We start from the raw sequence: 22,745 nt of genomic DNA, 5'->3' as shown, positions 1-22,745 counted from the left end.
TCAGCAGGAGTTTTACCTGCAGCGTGACGCGAGCGGCTGAGTGCGAGAGTCTCAGCCTTCGAGCTCTTCGCGCAGCATTTCGAGCTCCAACCATTCCTCTTCCATCTTGGACAGGCCGGCGCGCAGCTTTTCCATCTCGCTCGCAAGTTGATTGAAGGCGGCGGGGTCACGCGTGAAGAGACCGGGATCGGCCATGACAAGTTCGCGCTTGGCGAGCTCGGCCTCGGCTTTGGCCATCTCCTTCGGCAGATTTTCCAGCGCGAATTTCTGCTTGAAGGAAAGCTTGCCCTTCGAGCCTCCGCCGGAAGCTGTTATCTCCTGCGTCTTCGGCTTCTCCGCCGCCTTCTCGGCCTTCCGGCGCTCTTCGATCGCGCCTTTGCGCTGCGCCAGCATGTCCGTGTAACCGCCGGCATATTCGATCCATCGGCCGTCGGGCGCATCCGCTACGGCGGGCGCGATCGTCGAGGTCACGGTGCGGTCGAGGAAATCGCGATCGTGGCTGACGAGAATGACGGTGCCGGGAAAGCCGGCGACGATTTCCTGCAGGAGGTCGAGCGTCTCGATGTCGAGATCGTTGGTTGGTTCGTCGAGGATCAGGAGGTTTGCCGGGCGCGCCAGGATGCGCGCCAGCATCAGCCGGGCGCGTTCGCCGCCGGAGAGGCTTTTGATCGGCGTGCGCGCCTGTTCCGGCTGGAACAGGAATTCCTTCATGTAGCCGGTGACATGGCGCTGTTCGCCGTTTACGAGCAGGTTTTCGCCACGCCCGTCCGTCAGGTAGTTTGCAAGCGTATCCTCGGGGTTCAGGTCCTCGCGTTTCTGGTCGAGGGTGGCGATCTCCAGGTTGGTGCCGAGTTTCACTGTGCCGCTATCCGGCGAAAGCTGGCCGGTCAGCATTTTCAGGAGCGTCGTCTTGCCGGCACCGTTCGGCCCGACGAGACCGATGCAATCGCCGCGATGTACGCGGATCGAGAACGGCGTGACGATGGCCCGGTCGCCGAAGCTCTTGGTGATCTTCTCGGCCTCGATCACCAGCTTGCCGGATTCCTGCGCGTCCGAAACCGTCGCCTGCACCGTTCCTTGCGGTCCCTTATGGCCGCGATATTGCGAACGCATCGTCTGCAGCTCGCCGAGGCGGCGCATGTTGCGTTTGCGCCGGGCCGTGACGCCGTAGCGCAGCCAGTGTTCTTCGCGCTCGATCGCCTTGCCGAGCTTGTGCTGCTCCAGTTCTTCGGCCTCCAGCACCTGGTCGCGCCATGCCTCGAAATGCGCGAATCCCCTGTCGAGCCGGCGCGAGGCGCCGCGGTCGAGCCAGACGGTTGCCGTCGAGACTTTTTCAAGGAAACGACGGTCATGCGAAATCAGCACCAGGGCGCTGCGGGTCTTCTGCAGCTCGCCTTCCAGCCATTCGATTGTGGGAAGGTCGAGATGGTTGGTCGGCTCGTCGAGCAGGAGAATATCCGGTTCCGGGGCCAGCACGCGGGCAAGGGCGGCCCGGCGCGCTTCACCGCCGGAAAGGGTGTTCGGATCTTCTTCGCCGGTCAGGCCGAGATGCGACAGAAGATAGGTGACGCGATAGTGGTCGTCGCCCGGTCCCAGCCCGGCCTCGGCATAGGCCTGAACGGTGCGGAAGCCGGCAAAGTCCGGGGCTTGTTCGAGATAGCGCACCGTCGAAGACGGATGGCGGAAGACCTCGCCGGACTGCGCCTCGACCAGGCCGGCGGCAATCTTCAGGAGTGTCGATTTGCCAGAGCCGTTACGCCCAACGAGACAGATCTTGTCGCCGGGCTCGACCTGCAGCGAAGCGCCCGCCAGCAGCGGTGCGCCGCCGAAGCTCAGGAAGATGTCATCGAGTTTCAGAATGGGAGGGGCCAAAATCAGACTCCGGAAAGATCATAGGGTCGGGCAAGCACGATCGCCCTGCCGCTCTCGAGCGAAAAGCGAACCTTGCCTTCCGCGACATTTGAAATGGTGCGCGATGAGCCGAAAGGCAGATGGAAATCCGTGAGCGGATAGCGCGCATTCTCGATGGAGAGCCCCTTCAGCTCGCTGAACGCGGGGACGGAAAACAGGGAGCCCTTGGGAAGGTCCAGTTCGATCGTGCCGGGGAGCAGCGGAACGGCCTCTTCCTTGCCCGAGGTCAGCAGGACGTCGAAACCCTGCTCAGCAAGGCCGACGGCCGACAGCAGGTGTTGAAGCGCATGGTCGGAGCGTTCGCCGCCGAGCGCGCCGGCGAGGATCAGCCGCCGGGCGCCTCGGGCGACCGCTTCCGATACCGCGATCTCTCCGTCCGTTGCCGCCTTTGCTGCGGGATAGGGTTGCTTTGCCACATCGAGAAAGCCCGCTTCGAGCTCGGGGGGCGTCGAATCGAAATCGCCGACCCAGAGCTCAGGCATGACACCAAGCGCCGCCGCATGCCGCATGCCGCCATCGGCCGCGATGAAACGGCTGCCGCCGATCGCGTGGCGCAGGCGTTCCGTCAGGCTGAGTTCGCCGCCGAGCAGAATGGTGAAGGTGGATTGGCTCATGGGCACTGCCCTTAGCGCAAACGGGGGGGCGAGGGGAAGGGGCACCGACGGACGGCGCTTTCGCCTCAACCGGGCGTGTCCTTGTCGCGCGAGAGAAAGATCGCCTCGTAGCCGCCAATGAAACGTTCGAACAGCGTCGCGAAGCGCTCTATATCTTCGCGCGGCCAATCGGAGACGATCTCGGAAATGATGGCCATTTTCTGCGCGTGGATCTCGGCAAGCAGCGCCTGGCCGGCCTCGGTGATGACGACGACGATCCGCCGCGCATCGGCCTGGGAGGCTTCGCGGCGCAGCACGTTGCGCCCGACCATCTCGGCCACGACCCGGCTGGCACGCGACGGGTCGATGCGCAGCATCTCCGCGATCAAGCCGACGGTAACCTCGCCGGGCGACTCAGCCCGCCGCACGGCGTCCAGCACGTCGAGATGGGAAAGCTCAAGGCCCGGTGCGGCACTCTGGATCGCCAGCCTGCCGATCAGCCGTCGGCCGGTCATCAGGCGCATGCGTGCCATGCTCTTGCCGATGCGAGGCAGGTTCTCATCGTCCGGCTCGGCCCGACCGTTGGACAGGATCTTCGTCAGCGTCTCATTCATGACGGCACCATAGCAGAGCGGAGGTTAAAATTGAATATGCCGGAGTCACTCATATGCCGTTGACAATTCCATGCTAATAGCACATAAAATAGATCAAACTCGGAAATATGCCCCCATGGACATGCAGCCCGCGCCTGCGCCGCTCGTGACGGATTCTCGTCGCCGGCTTATCCTCTTCTTCTTTCTGATGACCGCCATGTTCATGGCCACGCTCGATAATCAGATCGTCTCCACGGCCCTGCCGACGATCGTCGGTGAGTTCGGCCATCTCGAGCGTTTCGGCTGGATCGGCTCGGCCTACCTGCTGGCGCTCAGCGCTGTCATGCCACTCTACGGCAAGCTTGGTGATCTCTTCGGCCGCAAATATGTGATGATGACGGCGATCGCAATCTTCACCACGGGCTCCGCGGTCTGCGGCCTCGCCGTCTCGATGAACACGCTGATCACCGCCCGTGTGCTGCAGGGCCTCGGCGGTGGCGGCATCATGGTATCGATCTTTGCCGTCAACGCCGATCTGTTCGAGCCGCGCGAGCGGGCGCGCTATCAAAGCTATTCCAGCCTCGTGCTGATGGCTTCAGGCGCGATCGGCCCGGTGCTCGGGGGAACGATGAGCGATCTCTTCGGCTGGCGCTCGATCTTCCTCGTCAACGTGCCGATCGGTTTCATCGTGCTCACCGGCCTTGCCTTCATGCTGCCCTACCGCAAGCCGCATCGGCGCCCGAAGATCGATTATGCCGGCGCACTCCTGATCGCGCTGACGACGACGAGCATCGTGCTTGCCACAGACAGCAGCGAATTGTTCGGGGCGTTGATCTCACCACAGAGTATCGGCATCGTCGCCTTCGGCGCAGTCTGCGCCGTCACCTGGGTGTTCGTCGAGCGCCGCGCGCCGGAGCCGATCGTTCCCCTGCAGCTCTTCCGCAATTCGACCTTCAGCCTCCTGCTGCTAATATCGGTGATGGGCGGCGCGATCGCCATCGGCATGGTCAATTATCTCGCTCTCTTCCTACAGACGACGACCGGCCTTTCCCCATCGGTCGCCGGCCTTCTGTTCATTCTGCTGACCGGTGGTCTCGTCTGCGGATCACTGTCCGCCGGGCGTATTATCTCGATGACCGGCCGCTACAAACCCTTCGCCATCGCGAGCCTCACCTGCAGCGCCATTGCCTTTGCGCTGATGTCACAGGTCCATGCCGGAACGCCAATCGCCTTCATCGGCGCGATCATGATGCTGCATGGCATCGGCATCGGCCTTGCGCAGCAGGTCCCCGTCATCGGCGTGCAGAATGCCGCCCCCGCTCGCGACGTCGGCGCCGCGACCGGCTCGGTGACGCTCTCGCGCATGGGCGGCGCCTCAATTGCCATTTCGATCTATGGCGCGATCATCGCCTCCGGGCTCGGCAAGGTCGGCGCTCCCATTCCCGGTGTCGCCGATATCGAACAGCTGACGCCGAAGATGATGGCCGCCCTTCCCGAAGCAAGCCGCCAGGCCGTCGCAGATGTCTATGCCGCCGCCTTCTCGCCCCTTTTCATGACTTCCTGCGCCATTGCCCTGATCGGCCTTGCTGCCGCAATGATGCTGAAGCCCGTGCAGCTGCCCCTCACCGGGGAAATGAAGCGACCGCAATCGGCGGCGGCGGAAGCGGCGGAGTAGGGGCATAACGGGAATATTCACCAGCAGACGTTCCATTACCCCGTAAATAAATTAGAAGTTGCGATTTTCTGGCAGGACTGCCATTTACCAGCCTGTCACTCAATCGTGCCGTTCTTTTTCCGTGCCGGCGACAAATCTATGCCTGGTGACGGAACTTTCGCCATAATTTCATCCGAGCGAAGGGAACCTCGATGCCTGAGGCTTGCTAAAATGCAACGGCGCCACAATTAAACAGAGTCTCGCTATGCAACCGATGCGTAAATCAGTTACAGCAACGACGTGTATCGGCTTAGCATGCGGCGCGAGATCAGGGGTGCGCACCCGTTGAGTTCCCCTTGCCAAGGCCGGTCCCCATCTGCGGCAAACCGGCAAAACAGCGACATGATGCGGAGAACCAGACTGGACAGCTTGACGACGTGGAAATCGCCCGCGCTTTCCAGTGATGCCATCTCTGCGACGCGGCGCTTCGTCCATCGCCTGATGCTGCTTTCAGCCGTCGCAATGGCGCTGAACGGGTGTCAGCCGCTGATCGAACAATCCTACCAACCGAGCATCTCGCCTTCTTCCAATCCCCAGATCGTCGACGAGGTGCAGAAGAACGATCCGCGGGCGGCGATGGGCGCCCGCGAGCATCCGCGTATCGTGGCAAGCTACGGCGGCGAGTATAAGGATGCCAGGACCGAGCGCCTCGTCGCGCGCATTGCCGGCGCACTGACGGCAGTGTCGGAAAATCCGAGCCAGTCCTACCGCATTACCATCCTGAACTCGCCTGCGATCAACGCCTTTGCGCTGCCGGGCGGGTATCTCTACGTCACCCGCGGCCTGCTCGCGCTTGCCAACGACGCCTCGGAAGTCGCCGCTGTGCTGTCGCACGAAATGGGCCACGTGACAGCGAACCACGGTATCGAGCGGCAGAAGCGCGAAGAAGCCGAAGTCATCGCCAGCCGCGTCGTCGCCGAGGTCCTCTCGAGCGACATTGCCGGCAAGCAGGCGCTGGCCCGGGGCAAGCTCAGGCTTGCCGCCTTCTCCCGCCAGCAGGAGCTGCAGGCCGATGTCATCGGCGTGCGCATGCTTGGCGAAGCCGGTTACGACCCCTATGCCGCCGCCCGCTTCCTCGATTCCATGGCGGCCTACAGCCGCTTCATGGCGGTCGACCCGGAAGCCGACCAAAGCCTCGACTTCCTTTCGAGCCATCCGAACTCCGCCCAACGCATCGAGCTTGCCCGCACCCATGCGCGCGCCTTTGGCCAGGAGGGGACGGTCGGCGACAAGGGCCGCGATTATTATCTTGACGGCATTGACGGCCTGCTCTACGGCGACAGCCCGGAAGAGGGCTACGTGCGCGGTCAGACTTTCCTGCATGGCGGCCTCGGGATCCGCTTCGACGTGCCGGCGGACTTCAAGATCGACAACAAGGTCGAAGCCGTGATGGCCACCGGCCCCAACGACATCGCCGTCCGCTTCGATGGCGTCGCCGACAACCAGAACCAGAGCCTCACAAACTATATCTCCAGTGGCTGGGTGACCGGTCTCGACCCATCGACCATTCAGCAGATTACCGTCAATGGCATGGAAGCAGCCACTGCGCGCGCAAGTGCCGACCGCTGGGATTTCGATGTCACCGTCATCCGCAACAATGCGCAGATCTTCCGTTTCCTGACCGCCGTGCCGAAGGGCAGCGATGCCCTCGAACCGACGGCCAATGTTCTGCGCGCCAGCTTCCGGCGCATGACACCGGCGGAAGCTGCCTCGCTGAAGCCGCTGCGCATTCGCGTCGTTACCGTGCGGCCCGGCGAGAACATCTCGACGCTTGCCGCCCGTATGATGGGCACCGACCGCAAGCTCGATCTCTTCAAGCTCATCAATGCCCTGCCGACGGGTGCGGCCGTTTCCCCCGGCGACCGCGTCAAAATCATTGCCGAATAAAAAAGCCCGGCTGGCGCCGGGCAGTCGGTGCTGCTGGAGCGGAAAGACGTTCAAGCGTAGGCCGCCATATGCGGATCGGCGCTGACCAGCGCGCTGCGAAGCTTTTCCATCGCCCGGCTTTCGATCTGGCGCACGCGCTCCTTGGAAATGCCGAGATCGGCGCCGAGTTCTTCGAGCGTGGCGCCGTCTTCCGCCAGGCGCCGGGCGCTGATGATCTTCATCTCGCGTTCGTTGAGATGTTTCAGCGCCGAGGCGAGCCAGACGCGGCGCCGCTCGCCGTCGATCATATTGGAAACCTGCTCGTCCGGCAGCGGATCGTCGCTGACGAGGAAATCCATCTTCTCCGCGCTCTCGGCATCGCCGGAGACGGAAGGCGCCTGCAGTGAGGCGTCGTTGCCGGAAAGCCTGGCATCCATGGTCTGCACATCGGCGAGGCTGACGCCGAGAGCCGCCGCGATTTCCTGATGAATGGATTGCAGTGTCAGTTGCGTATCGCCCCTGGCAAGCTTAGCGCGCAGGCGGCGCAGATTGAAGAATAGCGCCTTCTGGGCCGAACTGGTGCCGCCGCGCACGATCGACCAGTTGCGCAGGATATAATCCTGGATCGACGCCCTGATCCACCAGCTGGCATAGGTCGAAAAACGCACGTCACGTTCGGGTTCGAAACGTGCGGCGGCTTCCAGCAGGCCGACATAGCCCTCTTGCACGAGGTCGCTCATCGGCAGACCGAAATTGCGGAACTTGCCGGCCATGGAGATAACCAGGCGCATATGCGCCATGGCGATTTGGTTGCGCGCACCGCGATCGTCGTGATCTTTCCAGCGAGTGGCGAGATCATGCTCTTCCTGGCGGGCGAGATATGGGGCGGCCATCGCGATTTTGATCATGCGCCGATCTGCAGACATGTTCTTCATTTCGATCTCCCGAAACAGGCCTTCGCCCTCAAAATGAACAATAAAACTCACCTTCCGGAACATCGCTGTCCGGACTGAATGGGTGCCAAATGCAAAAGGGCCTCACCCTAGACTTCTCAGGGAAAGGCCCTATTTCTTATCATGTGCCGCTAAGACGGCTGGGTCGGACCTGTTTCTTCACGTTGCCGAACGGGCAATATTGAAAAGGCATGAGCCGCTCCTCACCGAATATTGACGGAATAGCAGTTCGCCCGAGCCAGCGCCCGACGAGCAGTCCGCAATTACGTGTGATAAACGCGTCAGTCAGGAAAAAGTTCCAATAAAAAACCCGGCGCGAAGGCCGGGTTTTTTCATGGGAGAGACAGGCTTGCCTTAAGCGGCTTCGTCCTGCGAATCGTCTTCTTCGATCGCCTTGCCGCGCTTCGGACCCTTATTAAGGTTGGTCTCGACGAGGCGGACGGCTTCGGTTTCCGACATCTTGTTGACGGCGGCAATTTCGCGCGCCATGCGATCGAGTGCTGCTTCGTAGAGCTGGCGCTCGGAATAGGACTGTTCGGGCTGGTTCTCTGCACGATAGAGATCACGCACGACTTCAGCAATGGAAATCAGATCGCCGGAATTGATCTTGGCATCATATTCCTGGGCGCGGCGGGACCACATGGTGCGCTTGACGCGCGCCTTGCCCTGCACAACCTTCAACGCACGATCGACGAAGTCCGTTTCCGAAAGCTTGCGCATTCCGATGCTCATCGCCTTGGCGACCGGAACCTTCAGGCGCATCTTGTCCTTCTCGAAATCGATAACGAAAAGTTCGAGCTTCATGCCGGCAACTTCTTGCTCTTCGATAGCGGTGATGGTACCGACGCCATGAGCGGGGTAGACGATCGATTCACCGGTCTTGAAGCCGTGACGTGCTGTAGAAGGCTTTTTCTGCTGAGTCGTCATTCTATTCAAAAACTCCCTGTTACGCTTCCGGCGGCGGCCGGAGCCGGGTCAGTCAGGCCCGGATGAGACGGGTAGATCCGTCGGGTGACTTCACTCTGGTCCCATCAGGCAAAAGCAAATGTGTCTTGCGCGCCATCTTGGGATGCGACGCTCAAGGCGTTGATATGTCACGGAAACCGTGGGACGGATTGGTTTTGCTTTCGTGATGGTTTTGGGCATGCGTCATGCCACAAATGGAACAGTGCAGGGAACCTATCACAAAAATATGAGGAAATCAATAATTTGCTTCGCCTGAGTCATGCGAGCAACACAGATCACCCATATGCCAGACGCAGGATTTAAAACGTTTCACCGCATGGCCGCTCAAATGCAGCGGCCGAATCGCGCAGGGTCTTAGTCGCCGGAACCGGGTTTTTCGGAGAAGTATTTCTCGAATTTTCCCGTCTGGCCGTCCATTTCCTTGGCCTCCGGCAACGGGTCCTTCTTGACCGTGATATTCGGCCAGATGCTGGCATACTCAGTATTGATCTTCAGCCACTTGTCGAGGCCCGGCTCGGTATCCGGCTTGATCGCCTCGGCGGGACATTCCGGTTCGCAGACGCCGCAATCGATGCATTCGTCGGGGTGGATGACGAGAAAATTCTCGCCTTCATAAAAGCAGTCGACAGGGCAGACTTCCACGCAATCGGTGTATTTGCACTTGATGCAATTGTCGGTCACGACATAGGTCATGAAGAACTCCAGGATTTGATGCAGATGGGACCGGGCAACCTGGAACGTCGCGCCTATCCCCGTGCCGGGCGAAAAGCGTGGACAGGCTTGGCAGGCAAGCACGCTTCCGGCAGGTTTTCAGTGACCTATCGGCTTTAGCGGCGGATTTCAAGGATAAACGAACTGCAAAAGCCGCCACCACAGACAGAGTTTTCTAATCCTCGTCCGACATCAACCTGTCGACTGCACGTCTTTCCTTTTTGGTCGGACGGCCGGTACCGGTCGCACGGGTCGCTTGCTCAAACGGCGTGAGACGTTTTGTCTCATCCGGCGGCAGGGACTGGTCATCATAGAGCAGGCGAGCCTCTTCATAGGGACCCCGCCGTTCCCCGGCGAGACGCACGATGAGAATGAAGTCGCGCCGCTCCAGCGTCAGTTCGACGCGGTCGCCCGGCTTGACCGTCTGGCTCGGGTGACTGCAGCGCTCGCCATTGATGCGCACATGCCCTGACTGGACGTGGCTCTGGGCCAGCGAGCGCGACTTCACCACGCGCGTGAAGAACAGCCACTTGTCGATGCGCTGGCGCGAACCGCTTGCCGGCTGTGTCTCCCCGCCCATGACTACTTCTTCATCTGTTCCTTGAGGGCTGCGAGCTTGGCGAAGGGCGAATCCGGATCGATCGGCTTCTCCTTGCGCGGCGGCTTGGCCTCGAAGCGCAGCGGCTGGGCGCCGCGATTGTTGTTCCGGTCGTTACGGTCATTGCGATCGTTACGCTCGCCGCTGTCCTTCCGATCGCCACGGTCCTGACGATCACCGCGCGGCTGGTCCTTGCGCTCGCCCCTTGCCTGCTGCGGCCTGCCGCCGTCGCGGCCGCCACCATCCTTGCCGCGGCCGTGACGGTTGTCGCGCCCGTCGCCGCTGCGATTGCCCTCGCCGCCTTCACCGCCGTTCGGACGACGATTGCGCTCGCCGCGCTCCTGGTTCTGGCCGCCCCTGCGTTCGCCATGGCCGCCGCGTGCCTGGCGGTGATTGTCATTGCGACCGCCGAGACGCCACAAAAGAACCGGCTTTGGTTCCGCCGGCCCGCCAGCTTCCCCGGAAGCGGCAGTCTCTGCCGACGCGGCTGTCTCGGTCACTTCGGCCGCAGCGTCGTTGTCGGTCGCTTCTGGCGCGGGGGTCTCGGCTGCCGTCGACGCCGCCTCGGCTGCTGATGGCTCGGAAGCAGCCTCTTCCGTCGCCGCGTCGGCATCGTCGTGATCGGCTTTTTCTACCGCTTCTTCCCCGGACATTTCCGCGGAGGCGGCAGGGGCTGAAGCTGCGTCCTGCGCCGCAAGATGGGCCGACGCCTCTTCCGCCTTCACGGCATCGGCGCGATAGCCGAGGCCCTTGAGGATCTCTTCCATGTCCTCGAGCGTTGCCCCGAGAATCGACAGCATCGCCGTCGTCGTCGTGAAACGGCGACCGTCATAGGCGCCTTCCGGACGATTGTTCTGTCCGGGCTTCCATTGCAGCAGCGGACGGATGATATCGGCAAGCCGCTCCAGAATGTCGATGCGCACGGCGCGCTTGCCGAGGAAACGGAAGCCGGCGAGCTTGTAGAACATCCGCTCGAAGCTCGGATCGGTGACAACGGAGGTGCGGCCAGCGGCAAGCACGGGAATGAGATCGCCGTAGCCCGGCTTGTCGAGACCGTCGTTCTTCAACGCCCAGAGCAGCGTGATCAGTTCGGCCGGTGCCGGCTTCAGAAGGGCCGGAACGAAGATATGATAGGCCCCGAAACGCACGCCGTAGCGGCGCATGGAGGCGCGAGCCTCCTGATCCAGCGACTTCACTTCTTCGGTGACGTCGCGGCGGAAGAGCACGCCGAGATTTTCGACCAGCTGGAAGGCAAGACCCTTGGCAAGGCCCTGCAGGTCTTCGGCGCGCGACAGATCGTCCAGAGGCTTCAATACCGTGCTGATGTGATGATTGACGAATCGTTCGATGCGGGCGGCGACGTGATCGCGGGCATTGCCCGTCAACTGCTCGTCGGCGAGCAGGATCACGCGCGGCCGCATGACGTGATCGCTGCCGGAAAGCCGCGCCACTGGGTCGCCGAGCCAACGGATCAATCCATCCGAACCGATCGCCAGATCGCTGTTACCCGCGGCATGCAGCCGGGCTGCACGGGCCTCGAACTCGAGCGCCAGCGCCTTCTGCGACGCAGCCTGAACCGCCTTGGCATCCGGTCCATCCGTTCCCGCCACCGGGGTGAAACGGAATCCGCTCAACTGCCCTACATGATGTCCTTCAACGAAGACATCGCCATTCACACTGATTTCAGCTTCCAGCATCGCATTCTCTCTCAGGCGCTTCATGAGCACAGATGTCCTGCGATCAACAAAGCGTTTCGTCAACCTTTCATGTAACGCATCGGACAATCGATCTTCGATTTCCCGCGTCTTTTCCTGCCAATGTGTCGGATCGGCAAGCCAGCCGGGCCGATTCGAAACGTAGGTCCAGGTCCTTATCTGCGCGATTCGCGCCGAAAGCGTGTCAATTTCCCCATCAGTTCGATCCGAGCGATGAACCTGCTCCGCAAGAAACTGCTCGTTCACCGTGCCATAGCGCACGAGATCGGAAAAGAGGGTCGAAATAAGATCGGCATGTTGGGCCGGAGTGATACGCCGGTAATCGGGCAGCGCGCAAGCCTCCCAGAGTTTTTCGACGCGGGCCGGCCTGTCGGCGAGGTCCATTACCTCGGGGTAGCGCGAAAGCTGCTCGAGCGCCTGCTGGTCGACCGCCGGCAGCGCCCGCGTCAGCCCGGGCACGCGCGGCCCGGCCTCCAGGCTGGCGCGCAGCGACTGAATCGAGGAGAAGTCCATCTCCGTCGTGCGCCACTGCAGAACCTTGACGTTGTCGAATTCATGTCCCTCGATGCGCTGCACCAGTTCCTCGTCGAAAGGCGAGACCTGTCCCGTGACGCCGAAGGTGCCGTCCCGCACGTGCCGCCCGGCGCGGCCGGCGATCTGGCCGAGTTCGGCCGGATTGAGGTTGCGGAACTGATAGCCGTCGAATTTCCGGTCCTGGGCGAAGGCGACGTGATCGACGTCGAGGTTGAGGCCCATGCCGATCGCATCGGTCGCCACCAGATATTCGACGTCGCCCGCCTGATAGAGCGCGACCTGCGCATTGCGGGTGCGGGGGCTCAGCGCCCCCAGCACGACTGCCGCACCGCCGCGCTGCCGGCGGATCAGTTCGGCGATGGCATAGACCTCGTCGGCGGAAAAGGCGACGATGGCGGAGCGCTGCGGCAGCCGGGTGATCTTCTTCTGCCCGGCGTAAAGGAGATGCGAAAGCCGCGGCCGCTCGACGATGGTGATACCCGGCAGGATATGCTGCAGGATCGGCCGCATCGTCCCTGCACCCAGTAACAGCGTTTCATCGCGGCCGCGAAGATGCAGGATGCGGTCGGTAAAGATATGGCCACGCTCGAGATCGCCCGCGAGCTGTACCTCGTCGATCGCGACAAAGGCGGCTTTGGTCTCCCGCGGCATCGCCTCGACAGTGCAGACGGAAAAACGCGCATTGGGCGGCGAAATCTTTTCTTCGCCGGTGACCAGCGCCACGTTCTGCAAGCCGACCTTCTCCACCACCCGCGTATAGACCTCGCGGGCCAGGAGCCTGAGCGGCAGGCCGATCACGCCGGTCCCGTGTGCGACCATGCGCTCGATGGCATAATGGGTCTTGCCGGTATTGGTTGGTCCAAGCACCGCGGTCACACCGCGCCCGCTCAGAATCATCGGCTGCGAAGTCAGAGTCATGGTCCATGCAAGTGAGGCAGGCGCGCCCCGGGAAAAATTTTGCCATCTCGATGGAGGCACAGAACACATGGACAGCTACCGCCGCAAACGCAAGGGCAGATTTCAAAATGCCTCGGGGATTGCGACCTTTGCGAGTCGTCTCGACGGTGCGTATTTCCAATTCGGAACAGCGTGAGAACGAATCAGAGACGAATCACTGACTCCTATTGATTCAGCTTTTGTTCACGGCTAAGTATTGATTTTGAATCACTTTTTCCTACTAAATGCTGAATCGCGGAACTCTCTCCTGTTGGTATTTTGTGACCGTGCCGGAGGTCTGGCATACGCTTTCTGCCAAGTGAAAAATGCGTCGAAATAACATCTCGATCAAATCCGGAACAAATCAGCGACGAATCGCCGACTGCTCGGCTTTCCCCTTTCGTTCACGGCCATATCTGGTGGCGTCGCCATGTTCTGCCGCTAGATGCGGGGCAGGCGGCGAGATCTCGTCACGTCGGTGTTAATCTTCCGGCGAGCAAATTCACACAGCGTTAAGCCGGACCCGCTTGCCCAGTGGGGTCGATCAAAAACGGAACGAATCACCGACGAATCGGAGACAGCGAGACCTTCCTGCTTTGTTCACCGCAACATATTGTATTTAAATGCTTTTTTAACCATACGGACGGTTTGTGAGGGGTGACGGATCACAAACCATGAATCGCCTTGCGTGCTAATTTACGCGCCCAACCGGGAACAAAAATCGCCAATGCGTGTTTCTTGTCCATCCAGATTGCGGATGAAATGAAGGAAAAACACCATGCTTGGCACGATACTTCTCGTTATCCTCATTCTGCTCTTGATCGGAGCTCTGCCAAACTGGGGTTATAGCCGTGGCTGGGGCTATGGACCTTCCGGCGGTTTGGGGCTAGTTCTCGTCATTATCATTATCCTTGTACTAATGGGCCGCATTTAAAGCCCGACAACTTGGGGAGTTACGACATGATGAAGAAGATTGTTCTTATCGGCGCGCTCGTGGGCGCTCTCGCATCCTGCACGGCGACCGAACAGGGCACGGCGATCGGCGCCGGCACCGGTGCGGTCATCGGCGGCGCGGTCACCAACAGCTGGGGTGGTGCCGCTGTCGGCGCGGTTGCCGGCGGTCTGACCGGCGCCCTGATCGGCCAGTCGGTCGAACGCCGCGGCTACTGCATCTATCGCGACCGCTACGGCCGCCGCTACGAGGCTCGTTGCCGCTACTGACCGACAAGTCATATCGGACTCCCAACGGGCGCTTCGGCGCCCGTTTTCTTTGCCGGCGCGTTCGTAAATGTGACGTTGACGAACGGTCGTGAAAGTCAAATCTACCGGCGCCCACTAGCTTGGCGCATATTTCCTTCGTGAGCGCAGGGCAGGTACCATCGCCCGAGGCACTGAAAGGAATATTTGCATGGACCAGATTGTCCTGAATTCCACCGTCGCCATTCTCGTTGCCGCGGCTTTCCTGACATCAGCGGTCTCAGCTCTTCGCAGCGGAGGTCGCTCGCGGCAGCGAGTGCCTGTCAAGATTCGGGTTCAGCGGGACCGGAACACCGGCAAGCGCTTCTGAGCTCCCGGACAAAAAGCAAAGGCGCGTCCTGCAACGCGCCTTTGCAAATCAACAAACGTTCGTCCTGTCTTAAACGAAGAATTGCCCACCATTGGCCGTCAGCGTCGAACCGGTGATGAAACCAGCATCGTCGGAGACGAGGAAGGTGACGCAGCGGGCAATTTCTTCGGGCTCGCCGAGCCGGCCGACCGGGATCTGCGGAATGATGCGTTCATTCAGTACCTTCTCCGGCACGGCAAGCACCATTTCCGTTCCGATATAACCGGGGCAGATGGCATTGACGGTGATGTTTTTCGCCGCCCCTTCCTGAGCAAGCGCCTTGGTAAAGCCGAGATCGCCCGCCTTGGCCGCCGAATAGTTCGCCTGGCCCATCTGGCCCTTCTGGCCGTTGATTGACGAGATATTGACGATGCGGCCGAAGCTGCGGTCGCGCATGCCGCTCCAGACCTGATGCGTCATGTTGAACAGGCCGGTCAGATTGGTGTTGATCACCTCGTGCCACTGCTGCGGCGTCATCTTGTGGAACATCGCGTCGCGGGTGATGCCGGCATTGTTGACGAGGATTTCGACCGGCCCGATCTCGCGTTCGACCTTGGTGATCCCTTCACCGCAGGCAGCGTAGTCCGAAACATCCCATTTGAATACCGCAACGCCGGTGACGTCATGAAAGGCATGAGCCTTCTCGTCATTACCGGCATAAGTGGCCGCAACCCTGTAGCCGGCATTTTTCAGCGCCATGGATATCGCTGCGCCGATGCCGCGTGTACCTCCGGTGACCAGAGCTACTCTGCTCATGTTCCGCTCCCCTCTGTGTTTTCGCCTGCTCGTGGCGGCATTTAACCAATGACGGATCGTATGCTGTTTAAGGTGCTTCAAAGCACATGGCGACGCCCATGCCGCCGCCGATACAAAGCGTGGCGAGGCCCTTCTTCGCGCCGCGGCGCTTCATCTCGAACAGCAGGGTGTTGAGAATGCGCGCGCCGGAGGCGCCGATCGGATGGCCTATCGCAATCGCCCCGCCATTGACGTTGACGATCGACGGATCCCAGCCGAGATCCTTAGTGACAGCGCAAGCCTGTGCCGCGAAGGCTTCGTTGGCCTCGACGAGATCGAGATCGTTCACAGACCAGCCGGCCTTTTCGAGCGCCTTGCGCGACGCCGGGATCGGGCCGGTGCCCATGATGGACGGATCGACGCCCGCCGTTGCCCAGGAAACGATGCGGGCAAGCGGCTGAATGCCGCGCCGCGCCGCTTCCGCCTCGCTCATCAGCACGGCGGCGGCAGCGCCGTCGTTGAGGCCGGAGGCATTGGCGGCGGTAACCGTGCCTTCCTTGTCGAAGGCCGGACGAAGCTTGCCCATCGCCTCAAGCGTCGCGCCGTGGCGGATATATTCGTCGGAATCGATGGTCACGTCGCCCTTACGCGTCTGGATAACGTAGGGAATGATCTCGTCGGTGAAGCGGCCGGCCTTCTGCGCGGCCTCAGCCTTGTTCTGCGAGGCGACGGCGAACTGATCCTGGTCAGCGCGCGACAGCTGCCACTGCCGTGCGATATTCTCGGCGGTGATGCCCATATGGTAACCGTGAAAAGCGTCGGTCAGGCCGTCCTTGATCATCGTGTCGACCATCTTCATGTCGCCCATCTTCGTGCCGCTGCGCAAATGCGCAGCATGCGGCGCCATCGACATGGATTCCTGGCCGCCTGCAACGATGATGCTGGCATCGCCGGTGGCAATCTGCTGCATTCCGAGCGCGACGGCTCGCAGGCCCGAGCCGCAAAGCTGGTTGACGCCCCAGGCCGTTGCCTCCTTGGGAATACCGGCCTTGATCGCCGCCTGGCGGGCCGGGTTCTGGCCTTCACCCGCGGCCAGCACCTGGCCGAGGATCACCTCATCCACCTCGCCGGCATCGACACCGGCACGCGCGAGCGCGCCCTTGATGACGGCCGCGCCGAGTTCATGCGCGGGGACCGTTGCAAAAGCGCCGTTGAACGAGCCGACTGCTGTCCGACCTGCGCTGGCGATGACGATGGATGAATTGCTCATGGGGTGGCTCCTCGTTTTTCGTCTTACTTACATAAGGGGAAACTGGCAAAGCTTTGAGCACAAGTCAAACGGGAAGACCGGTCGCCGCCATTTTTCGGCGGCAGCCGTCAAGGCCGATTCGTTTGATCTGCTAAAGGTTTGCCGCAACGCACAAAGAGATTGTCACCGGCCTTCTTTTGCGTTTACAGTCTGAAGTGGAGGAACATCCAAAATCAGACGGGGGTTCAGGAGACTGATATGGCGAAGAATGAGGGTCAGATTGTCATCAAGAAATACGCCAATCGCCGCCTGTACAATACAGGCACCAGCACCTATGTGACGCTGGAAGATCTGGCGGAGATGGTGAAGAAGGGCGAAGACTTTACCGTCCAGGACGCAAAAAGCGGGGACGACATCACCCATTCAGTGCTGACGCAGATCATCTTCGAGCAGGAATCGAAAACCGGCAATACGCTGCTTCCGATCTCCTTCCTGCGCCAGCTCATCACCTATTACGGTGACCAGATGCAGATGGTCGTGCCGAGCTTCCTCGAACATTCGATGCGCGCCTTCAGCGAACAGCAGGCCCAGATGCGCGAACAGGTAAACCGCGCCTTTGGCGAGACGCCGCTCGGCAAGAACCTGCAATTGCCGATGCAGATGGTCGAGGACCAGGTTCGCCGCAATACCGAGCTGTTTCAGCAGGCAATGCAGATGTTTTCGCCATTCATGGCGCCGCCAGCGGCCAAGGAAAGCCGCAAGGCCGAGGCTAAGGACATCGACGAGTTGAAGGAGCAGCTCCGCGCTCTCCAGAATAAACTCGACAACCTATAGTCCGATCGAAACATCCCGCCCGGCGCTCCGGATCGAAACGGCAAAACCGCCGATCACATCAATCAGAGCGATCGTCATCAAAATGAAGAACACCTGCGTCGCAGCGTCCTGGACGAGCAGGAACTCGACCAGGAAGGCGATGAAGACCAGCATCGACAATATGTGATTGAGCAGGTTGCCGGGCCCGGTTCGCGTTGCTTTCAGGATTTCGAAGAACAACACGACGAGGGCGACGACAATGAAGAGATCGCCAAGCGCCATGCTCCAGATCGCGCCCGAGAGCATCGACAGCACGATGATGTCATGCTGCAAGGCGGCGATGCCGCCGCCGCCCATCAGGCCGAGCATCGCCAGATTGTAAAGAATAAACGGAATAATCATCAGCGGCATTGCGGCTACCATCGGCAATCTCCTTGCGCGGCAAGAATACTGCCGCAATCCGCTGTCCTACTGCAAGTCGTTGCAAATATTATCTTGCCGAAATGCAAAAGGCCGGCATGAAGCCGGCCTTGAAACTTGCGATCAGACGAGCCGGTCGGAAGTTACGCGCCTTCCTTCGGCGTCAGAACCTGACGGCCGCGATACATGCCGGTCTTCAGATCGATATGATGCGGGCGGCGCAGTTCGCCGGAATTCTTGTCTTCGACGTAGGTCGGAGCTTTCAGCGCATCAGCCGAACGGCGCATGCCGCGCTTGGACGGGCTCGTTTTTCTCTTCGGTACAGCCATTTTTCTTACTCCACTTGCGGGCAAAACATTCCCACGGCCAGACTGGCGGCCGAAACGGACATGTCGCGATTTCGGAAATTTTGCGCGCTTATACATGCAAGGGGCGGCCTTGACCAGTCCCCATGCGTATTTTTTGCGAGGCCGATGATTCGAGCCTCAGACCTCGTCTTCCGCCACGATCCAAGGCTCGGCCCGGGCGGCCTCTTCCCATTTCCGCCAGGCCGGATGCGCCTTCATCGTCTCCATATAGGTGAGTGTTTCTTCCCGGCTGACGAGATCATAGACGTCAAACCGGTTGACCACAGGCGCAAACATCGCATCCGCGCCACTGAAGCGCCCAAAGAGAAACGGCCCGCCGGATTTCTGCAGAAGGTCTCGCCAGATCGTCTCGATACGGCTGACATCGGCGTCGACGTCGTCAGGCAATGCGATCGTCCCCTTCGGCCGGCGAATATTCATCGGGCAGGCATTGCGCAGGGCTCGGAAGCTCGAGAGCATTTCCATCGAAACAGAACGGGCGAGTGCCCGTTCGGCACGGGCGCGCGGCCAAAGGCCGGCGTCCGGATAAAGCTCGGCGGCATATTCGATGATCGCCAGCGATTCCCAGATCTTCAACGCGCCATGCTGCAGGACCGGCACCCGGCCACTCGGCGATATCGCCTTGATCTTGGGATTGCCGCCCGCATCATCGAAAGGGATCAGGATTTCTTCGAAATCGACGCCGGCGCTCGTCAGCGCCATCCACGGCCGGAACGACCAGGAAGAATAATTCTTGTTGGCGATGTAGAGCGTCGGTCTGTCCATAGGCCTCTCCCGTTCAGGCATCGAAATCGAAGATCAGCAGTTCGTGGAAATGGTTCATGTCCTCGTACACGCAGAATGCCGGTGGCGTCAGCTCGAAAACGGGGACTTTGCGGCTGACGTCCTCGACCACGTCGTCGAGCATCGCCTGCCAGCGCGGCAGGGCTTCGTCCTCCAGCCAGTCGATAGGATAGGCGAAAGTGACGTGGAACTTGTAGTCCGCATGGTTCGGCTGCCGATAGCCGAGAAGATCGGCAAAGGCGTCGCGCCAGGCGCGCATGATCCTGCGGTCCTTCTCCGTCGCCCCATCGACAAGCAGACCCGAGGGACGAGCACCGATGACCCCGACATTGAAGGGCTCGGCCATCGAAAAACTGTCGAGACGCGCGGCCAGCCGCGCGGTCATGTCGTCGATCGGCGTGTCGAGAGGGAGGTCCTCAGGCCAGCAGTCCTGCCGGCGCCTGGTCTCAATGACGCCTTCGAAAAGCGTCATGTGAAGGCTCGAGATCGGCGTGAAGAGAAATTGCGACGCCTCTGGCATCGCCAGATATTTTTCACGCGCCTCGATCAGTGCCGTGAGCGTCGTTGAACCTTTCTCGGGATGACAGACGATGGTGTTGCCGGCTTCGGGCAGGAAACCGCCGATCCTGCGATAGCGGCTGCCGAGATGGGCAGGTGGGTTTTGATTGTGCGTCTTCGAGTAAAGGAGAAGTTCGGGAGAAAAGGTCGGGGCGGTCATGGGCGACTCGGGGGCTCTGGTTGGATTGCATTCGCCCATACGGCAGAACCAAGAATGTCAGATGACGGCCACCGCTTCTAATGACAAGTTCTGATCTTATTCATAGATGCACTTGATGTAGTCGCCCGAACCCTGCGCACGCCTCTCGATGACGCCGGCAAGCCGGCGAAGGCCCCTTCCAGGCTTGCCCGCATTGCGGTCGATCGGGTTCGGCAGCGAGACGGCAAGCAACGATGCCTGGCGTCGCGTCAGCTTCGAAGCTGGCACCTTGAAATGATGCTGGGCCGCCGCCTCGATACCGTAAATGCCCGGACCCCATTCGGCGATATTGAGGTAGATTTCCATCAGCCGCCGTTTCGACAGGACGAAATCCGTGGTGACGGCGAGGGGAAGCTCCATCGCCTTGCGCACGAAGGAGCGGCTGTTCCAGAGGAAGAGGTTCTTGGCCGTCTGCATCGGGATCGTGCTGCCGCCGCGTGTCGCCTGACCTTTCAGCGTGTCCTCGACCAGCATCCGCATCTCTGCCCAGTCGACGCCGCCGTGGAAGCAATATTGACCGTCTTCCGACATCATCACCGATTGCACCAGGACCGGAGAGATCTCATCCAGCGACACCCATCTGCGGTCATAGCCGCGCAGCAGCACCAGATCGCGCAGCATCAGCGTCGAGACGGGATGGATGAAGGGCAGCAGGTAGAGGAAGATCAGCGCGTAAGGAACGATCAGCACGGCCAGAACGGCAAGACCGACGCGTCTCAGCACAGGCCGATCTTCGAACCATCGCCGACGGGCCGGCATGTCGGCGATATCCTCTCTCTCCGTCGCTATATCCAATGTCCCCAGCCCATTTCGCTCCCTTTCGTTCTCATAACGCCTGCGAGCCGCTTATGCCAGAGGACAAGGGAAATCTTGCGGCAGTCATCGACAATTCCGTTGCAAGCCCCGATGCCCCATGCCAAACAGCGCCCCCATGGACGCGAACCGGAACACTTTCGAGACGAGGCTTAGCGACAACGCCCGCGAAATCGAGGCGCTGCTCGATACATTGCTTTCGCCGAGCCCTCTTTCCGATGAAATCGTCAGGCCTGACACCCTGCGCAGCGCCATGCATTATGCCGTGCTGAATGGCGGCAAGCGATTGCGCCCATTCCTTGTGGCCGAAAGTGCGGCCCTTCTCGGCGGCGATGTGCAGGCGGCCCTTCGGGTCGGCGCCGCACTCGAATGCGTTCACTGCTATTCTCTCGTGCATGACGACCTGCCGGCCATGGACGATGACGACCTGCGCCGCGGCAAACCGACAGTGCACGTCAAGTTCGATGAAGCCACCGCGATCCTCGCCGGCGACAGCCTGCTTACCTATGCTTTCGACATCGTTGCCGCGCCGGAAACCGCCCTTCCCGATACGAGCAAAGCGGCGTTAGTGCTGGCGCTCGCCCGCGCAGCCGGTCTCGGCGGCATGGCCGGCGGCCAGGCGCTCGATCTGGCGGCGGAAAAGCAGGCTCCCGACGAAGCCGGCATCATCCGTCTGCAGGCGATGAAAACAGGCGCGCTGATCCGCTTCGCCTGCGAGGCGGGCGCCATTATCGCGGCAAGCCCGCCCGAAGATCGCCGCCGCCTGCGTGCCTTTGGCGAAAAGATCGGCCTCGCCTTCCAACTCGCCGACGACATCCTCGACCTGACCTCGGATGCTGAGACCATGGGCAAGGCGACCGGCAAGGATGCGGCCCGCGGCAAGGGAACGCTGGTGGCGCTTCACGGCATGGAATGGGCCGAGACCGAGCTCCGCCGGCATGTGCGCGATGCCGAGGACCTGCTCGCCCCCTACGGGGCGCGCGCCTCCACCCTCACCGCCGCTGCGCATTTCATCGCCGACCGCAAGAGCTGAGGCGAAGGTCAGGCCGCCAATATCTCTTTGAGGGCGGAAACCAGGCGGGCGCATTCCTCGTCGGTGCCGATGCTGATGCGCAGGAATTCCGAAATGCGCGGCTCGGCGAAACGCCGGACGAGGACGCCACGCTCCCGCAGCTCGGTCAGAAGTGCAACGCCCGGCCGGCTTGCGTGCCTCGCAAAAATGAAATTCGCCTGCGACGGCAGCACCTCGAAATCCAGTGCCTCAAGCTCCCGGACGAGGTTTTCCCGGCTGGCGATGATTTTCCGCCGGCATGTCTCGAACCAAGCCTCGTCTCTGATCGCCGCCGTCGCCCCGACCTGTGCCAGGCGATCGAGCGGATAGGAATTGAAGCTGTCCTTGACGCGCACCAGCGCCTCGATCAGGTCCCGGTGCCCCAGTGCGAAGCCAACGCGCAGACCTGCGAACGAACGAGATTTCGAGAAGGTCTGGATGACCAAAAGGTTCGGATAGCGAGAAATGAGCGGCACTGCGCTTTCGCCGCCGAAATCGACATAGGCCTCGTCGATCACGACGACCGCATCCGGATGAGCAGCAAGAAGCGTCTCGATCCCGGTCCGCGGCAGGCCGATACCCGTCGGCGCGTTCGGATTCGGGATGATGATCGCGCCGCACGGTCTGTCGTAATCGGACAGCTGGATCCGGAAGCGATCGTCGAGCGGTATCTCGATAGTCTCGACGCCATATAGCAGGCTATAGGTCGGATAGAAGCTGTAAGTCACATCGGGATAGAGAAGCGGCAGATCGTGGTTCAGCAGCGCCTGGAACGTATGCGCGAGAACCTCGTCGGAGCCGTTGCCGACGAACACTTGTTCGCTCGTCAGCCCCAAACGGGCGGCGATCGCCTCGCGCAATTCGGTGGCGGCGGGATCGGGGTAGAGCCGCAGCCGGTCGTCTGTCGCTTGCCTGATCGCCTCGATCGCCTTTGGGGACGGCCCGTAGGGATTCTCATTGGTATTGAGCTTGACCAGGCCGGGAATACGAGGCTGCTCCCCCGCGACGTAGGGCCGAAGCTTGCTGACATTATCAGACCAATACCGGCTCATTCGAACGC

23 protein-coding genes are annotated in these 22,745 nt (G+C 61.1%); 7 read left to right on the top strand and 16 right to left on the bottom strand.

What is annotated here, in order from left to right:
* Positions 1–51 precede the first annotated feature (51 nt).
* From NXC14_RS21335 to NXC14_RS21325, 3 genes are all read right to left on the bottom strand, one after another.
* Positions 52–1,872 (bottom strand): ABC-F family ATP-binding cassette domain-containing protein, encoded by a 1,821-nt coding sequence (locus NXC14_RS21335; RefSeq protein ID WP_085779825.1) that lies wholly within the window; start codon positions 1,870–1,872, stop codon positions 52–54.
* Positions 1,873–1,874: 2 nt separating this feature from the next.
* Positions 1,875–2,525, bottom strand: a complete 651-nt coding sequence (locus NXC14_RS21330) for a thiamine diphosphokinase (protein WP_085779824.1) — start codon at positions 2,523–2,525, stop codon at positions 1,875–1,877.
* A gap of 65 nt (positions 2,526–2,590) precedes the next feature.
* Positions 2,591–3,118: a MarR family winged helix-turn-helix transcriptional regulator gene (locus NXC14_RS21325; protein WP_085779823.1), complete on the bottom strand. Its 528-nt coding sequence runs from the start codon at positions 3,116–3,118 to the stop codon at positions 2,591–2,593.
* 115 nt (positions 3,119–3,233) lie between these two features.
* Here NXC14_RS21325 and NXC14_RS21320 point away from each other — a divergent pair, with 115 nt between their 5' ends.
* Positions 3,234–4,772 carry an MDR family MFS transporter gene (locus NXC14_RS21320; protein ID WP_085779822.1) on the top strand — a complete coding sequence of 513 codons (1,539 nt, stop codon included), beginning with the start codon at positions 3,234–3,236 and terminating at the stop codon, positions 4,770–4,772.
* A 381-nt stretch (positions 4,773–5,153) separates the two neighbouring features.
* Positions 5,154–6,698, top strand: a complete 1,545-nt coding sequence (locus tag NXC14_RS21315) for a M48 family metalloprotease (protein WP_085779821.1) — start codon at positions 5,154–5,156, stop codon at positions 6,696–6,698.
* Positions 6,699–6,748: 50 nt separating this feature from the next.
* Here NXC14_RS21315 and NXC14_RS21310 read toward each other — a convergent pair whose 3' ends face one another.
* The 5 genes from NXC14_RS21310 to NXC14_RS21290 form a co-directional block, all read right to left on the bottom strand.
* The gene (locus NXC14_RS21310) at positions 6,749–7,612 is read right to left on the bottom strand and encodes an RNA polymerase factor sigma-32 (RefSeq protein WP_011427212.1); all 864 of its coding nucleotides are present in this window, start codon (positions 7,610–7,612) and stop codon (positions 6,749–6,751) included.
* 372 nt (positions 7,613–7,984) lie between these two features.
* Complete coding sequence (locus NXC14_RS21305; protein WP_011427211.1) at positions 7,985–8,557, bottom strand: CarD family transcriptional regulator; 573 nt, start codon at positions 8,555–8,557, stop codon at positions 7,985–7,987.
* A 393-nt stretch (positions 8,558–8,950) separates the two neighbouring features.
* Positions 8,951–9,289: a ferredoxin FdxA gene (fdxA, locus tag NXC14_RS21300; RefSeq protein WP_011427210.1), complete on the bottom strand. Its 339-nt coding sequence runs from the start codon at positions 9,287–9,289 to the stop codon at positions 8,951–8,953.
* 193 nt (positions 9,290–9,482) lie between these two features.
* Positions 9,483–9,887 (bottom strand): RNA-binding S4 domain-containing protein, encoded by a 405-nt coding sequence (locus NXC14_RS21295; RefSeq protein ID WP_085779820.1) that lies wholly within the window; start codon positions 9,885–9,887, stop codon positions 9,483–9,485.
* 2 nt (positions 9,888–9,889) lie between these two features.
* Positions 9,890–13,072, bottom strand: a complete 3,183-nt coding sequence (locus tag NXC14_RS21290) for a helicase-related protein (RefSeq protein WP_085779819.1) — start codon at positions 13,070–13,072, stop codon at positions 9,890–9,892.
* Between the two features lie 796 nt (positions 13,073–13,868).
* On the opposite strand from NXC14_RS21290, the gene NXC14_RS21285 reads away from it, so the two are divergent.
* The 3 genes from NXC14_RS21285 to NXC14_RS33085 all read left to right on the top strand — a co-directional run bounded on the left by NXC14_RS21285 (position 13,869) and on the right by NXC14_RS33085 (position 14,657).
* Complete coding sequence (locus NXC14_RS21285; RefSeq protein ID WP_003543790.1) at positions 13,869–14,024, top strand: DUF3309 family protein; 156 nt, start codon at positions 13,869–13,871, stop codon at positions 14,022–14,024.
* A gap of 26 nt (positions 14,025–14,050) precedes the next feature.
* Positions 14,051–14,311, top strand: coding sequence for a glycine zipper domain-containing protein (locus NXC14_RS21280; protein WP_009991900.1), 261 nt, complete (start codon positions 14,051–14,053; stop codon positions 14,309–14,311).
* Between the two features lie 187 nt (positions 14,312–14,498).
* The gene (locus NXC14_RS33085) at positions 14,499–14,657 is read left to right on the top strand and encodes a hypothetical protein (protein ID WP_198175481.1); all 159 of its coding nucleotides are present in this window, start codon (positions 14,499–14,501) and stop codon (positions 14,655–14,657) included.
* Positions 14,658–14,726: 69 nt separating this feature from the next.
* Here NXC14_RS33085 and NXC14_RS21275 read toward each other — a convergent pair whose 3' ends face one another.
* Complete coding sequence (locus NXC14_RS21275) at positions 14,727–15,452, bottom strand: beta-ketoacyl-ACP reductase (protein WP_064805631.1); 726 nt, start codon at positions 15,450–15,452, stop codon at positions 14,727–14,729.
* Positions 15,453–15,519: 67 nt separating this feature from the next.
* Positions 15,520–16,701 (bottom strand): acetyl-CoA C-acetyltransferase, encoded by a 1,182-nt coding sequence (locus NXC14_RS21270; RefSeq protein WP_085779818.1) that lies wholly within the window; start codon positions 16,699–16,701, stop codon positions 15,520–15,522.
* Positions 16,702–16,938: 237 nt separating this feature from the next.
* On the opposite strand from NXC14_RS21270, the gene phaR reads away from it, so the two are divergent.
* The gene (phaR, locus tag NXC14_RS21265) at positions 16,939–17,514 is read left to right on the top strand and encodes a polyhydroxyalkanoate synthesis repressor PhaR (protein ID WP_085779817.1); all 576 of its coding nucleotides are present in this window, start codon (positions 16,939–16,941) and stop codon (positions 17,512–17,514) included.
* Here phaR and NXC14_RS21260 read toward each other — a convergent pair.
* From NXC14_RS21260 to mtgA, 5 genes are all read right to left on the bottom strand, one after another.
* A complete protein-coding gene (locus NXC14_RS21260) occupies positions 17,509–17,916 on the bottom strand; it encodes a hypothetical protein (RefSeq protein WP_085779816.1) in 408 nt (135 codons plus the stop codon). The two genes, phaR and NXC14_RS21260, sit on opposite strands and share 6 nt — an antisense overlap.
* Positions 17,917–18,056: 140 nt before the next feature.
* Complete coding sequence (gene rpmF, locus NXC14_RS21255) at positions 18,057–18,242, bottom strand: 50S ribosomal protein L32 (RefSeq protein WP_085779815.1); 186 nt, start codon at positions 18,240–18,242, stop codon at positions 18,057–18,059.
* A 156-nt stretch (positions 18,243–18,398) separates the two neighbouring features.
* Positions 18,399–19,046: a glutathione S-transferase family protein gene (locus NXC14_RS21250; RefSeq protein WP_085779814.1), complete on the bottom strand. Its 648-nt coding sequence runs from the start codon at positions 19,044–19,046 to the stop codon at positions 18,399–18,401.
* Between the two features lie 13 nt (positions 19,047–19,059).
* Positions 19,060–19,782: a DUF1868 domain-containing protein gene (locus NXC14_RS21245; protein WP_085779813.1), complete on the bottom strand. Its 723-nt coding sequence runs from the start codon at positions 19,780–19,782 to the stop codon at positions 19,060–19,062.
* A 96-nt stretch (positions 19,783–19,878) separates the two neighbouring features.
* Positions 19,879–20,616, bottom strand: coding sequence for a monofunctional biosynthetic peptidoglycan transglycosylase (gene mtgA, locus NXC14_RS21240; RefSeq protein ID WP_198175480.1), 738 nt, complete (start codon positions 20,614–20,616; stop codon positions 19,879–19,881).
* A 136-nt stretch (positions 20,617–20,752) separates the two neighbouring features.
* Between mtgA and NXC14_RS21235 the strand changes: the two genes are divergently transcribed.
* Positions 20,753–21,667, top strand: a complete 915-nt coding sequence (locus NXC14_RS21235) for a polyprenyl synthetase family protein (protein ID WP_085779812.1) — start codon at positions 20,753–20,755, stop codon at positions 21,665–21,667.
* A gap of 8 nt (positions 21,668–21,675) precedes the next feature.
* Here NXC14_RS21235 and hisC read toward each other — a convergent pair whose 3' ends face one another.
* Entirely contained in the window at positions 21,676–22,737 is a 1,062-nt protein-coding gene (hisC, locus tag NXC14_RS21230; RefSeq protein WP_085779811.1) for a histidinol-phosphate transaminase, read from the bottom strand.
* Positions 22,738–22,745 lie beyond the last annotated feature (8 nt).

The organism is Rhizobium sp. NXC14 (assembly GCF_002117485.1).
Classification (GTDB): Bacteria; Pseudomonadota; Alphaproteobacteria; order Rhizobiales; family Rhizobiaceae; genus Rhizobium.
The sequence above is the reverse complement of the archived record's forward strand: the minus strand, read 5'-3'. Positions and strand labels throughout refer to the sequence as shown.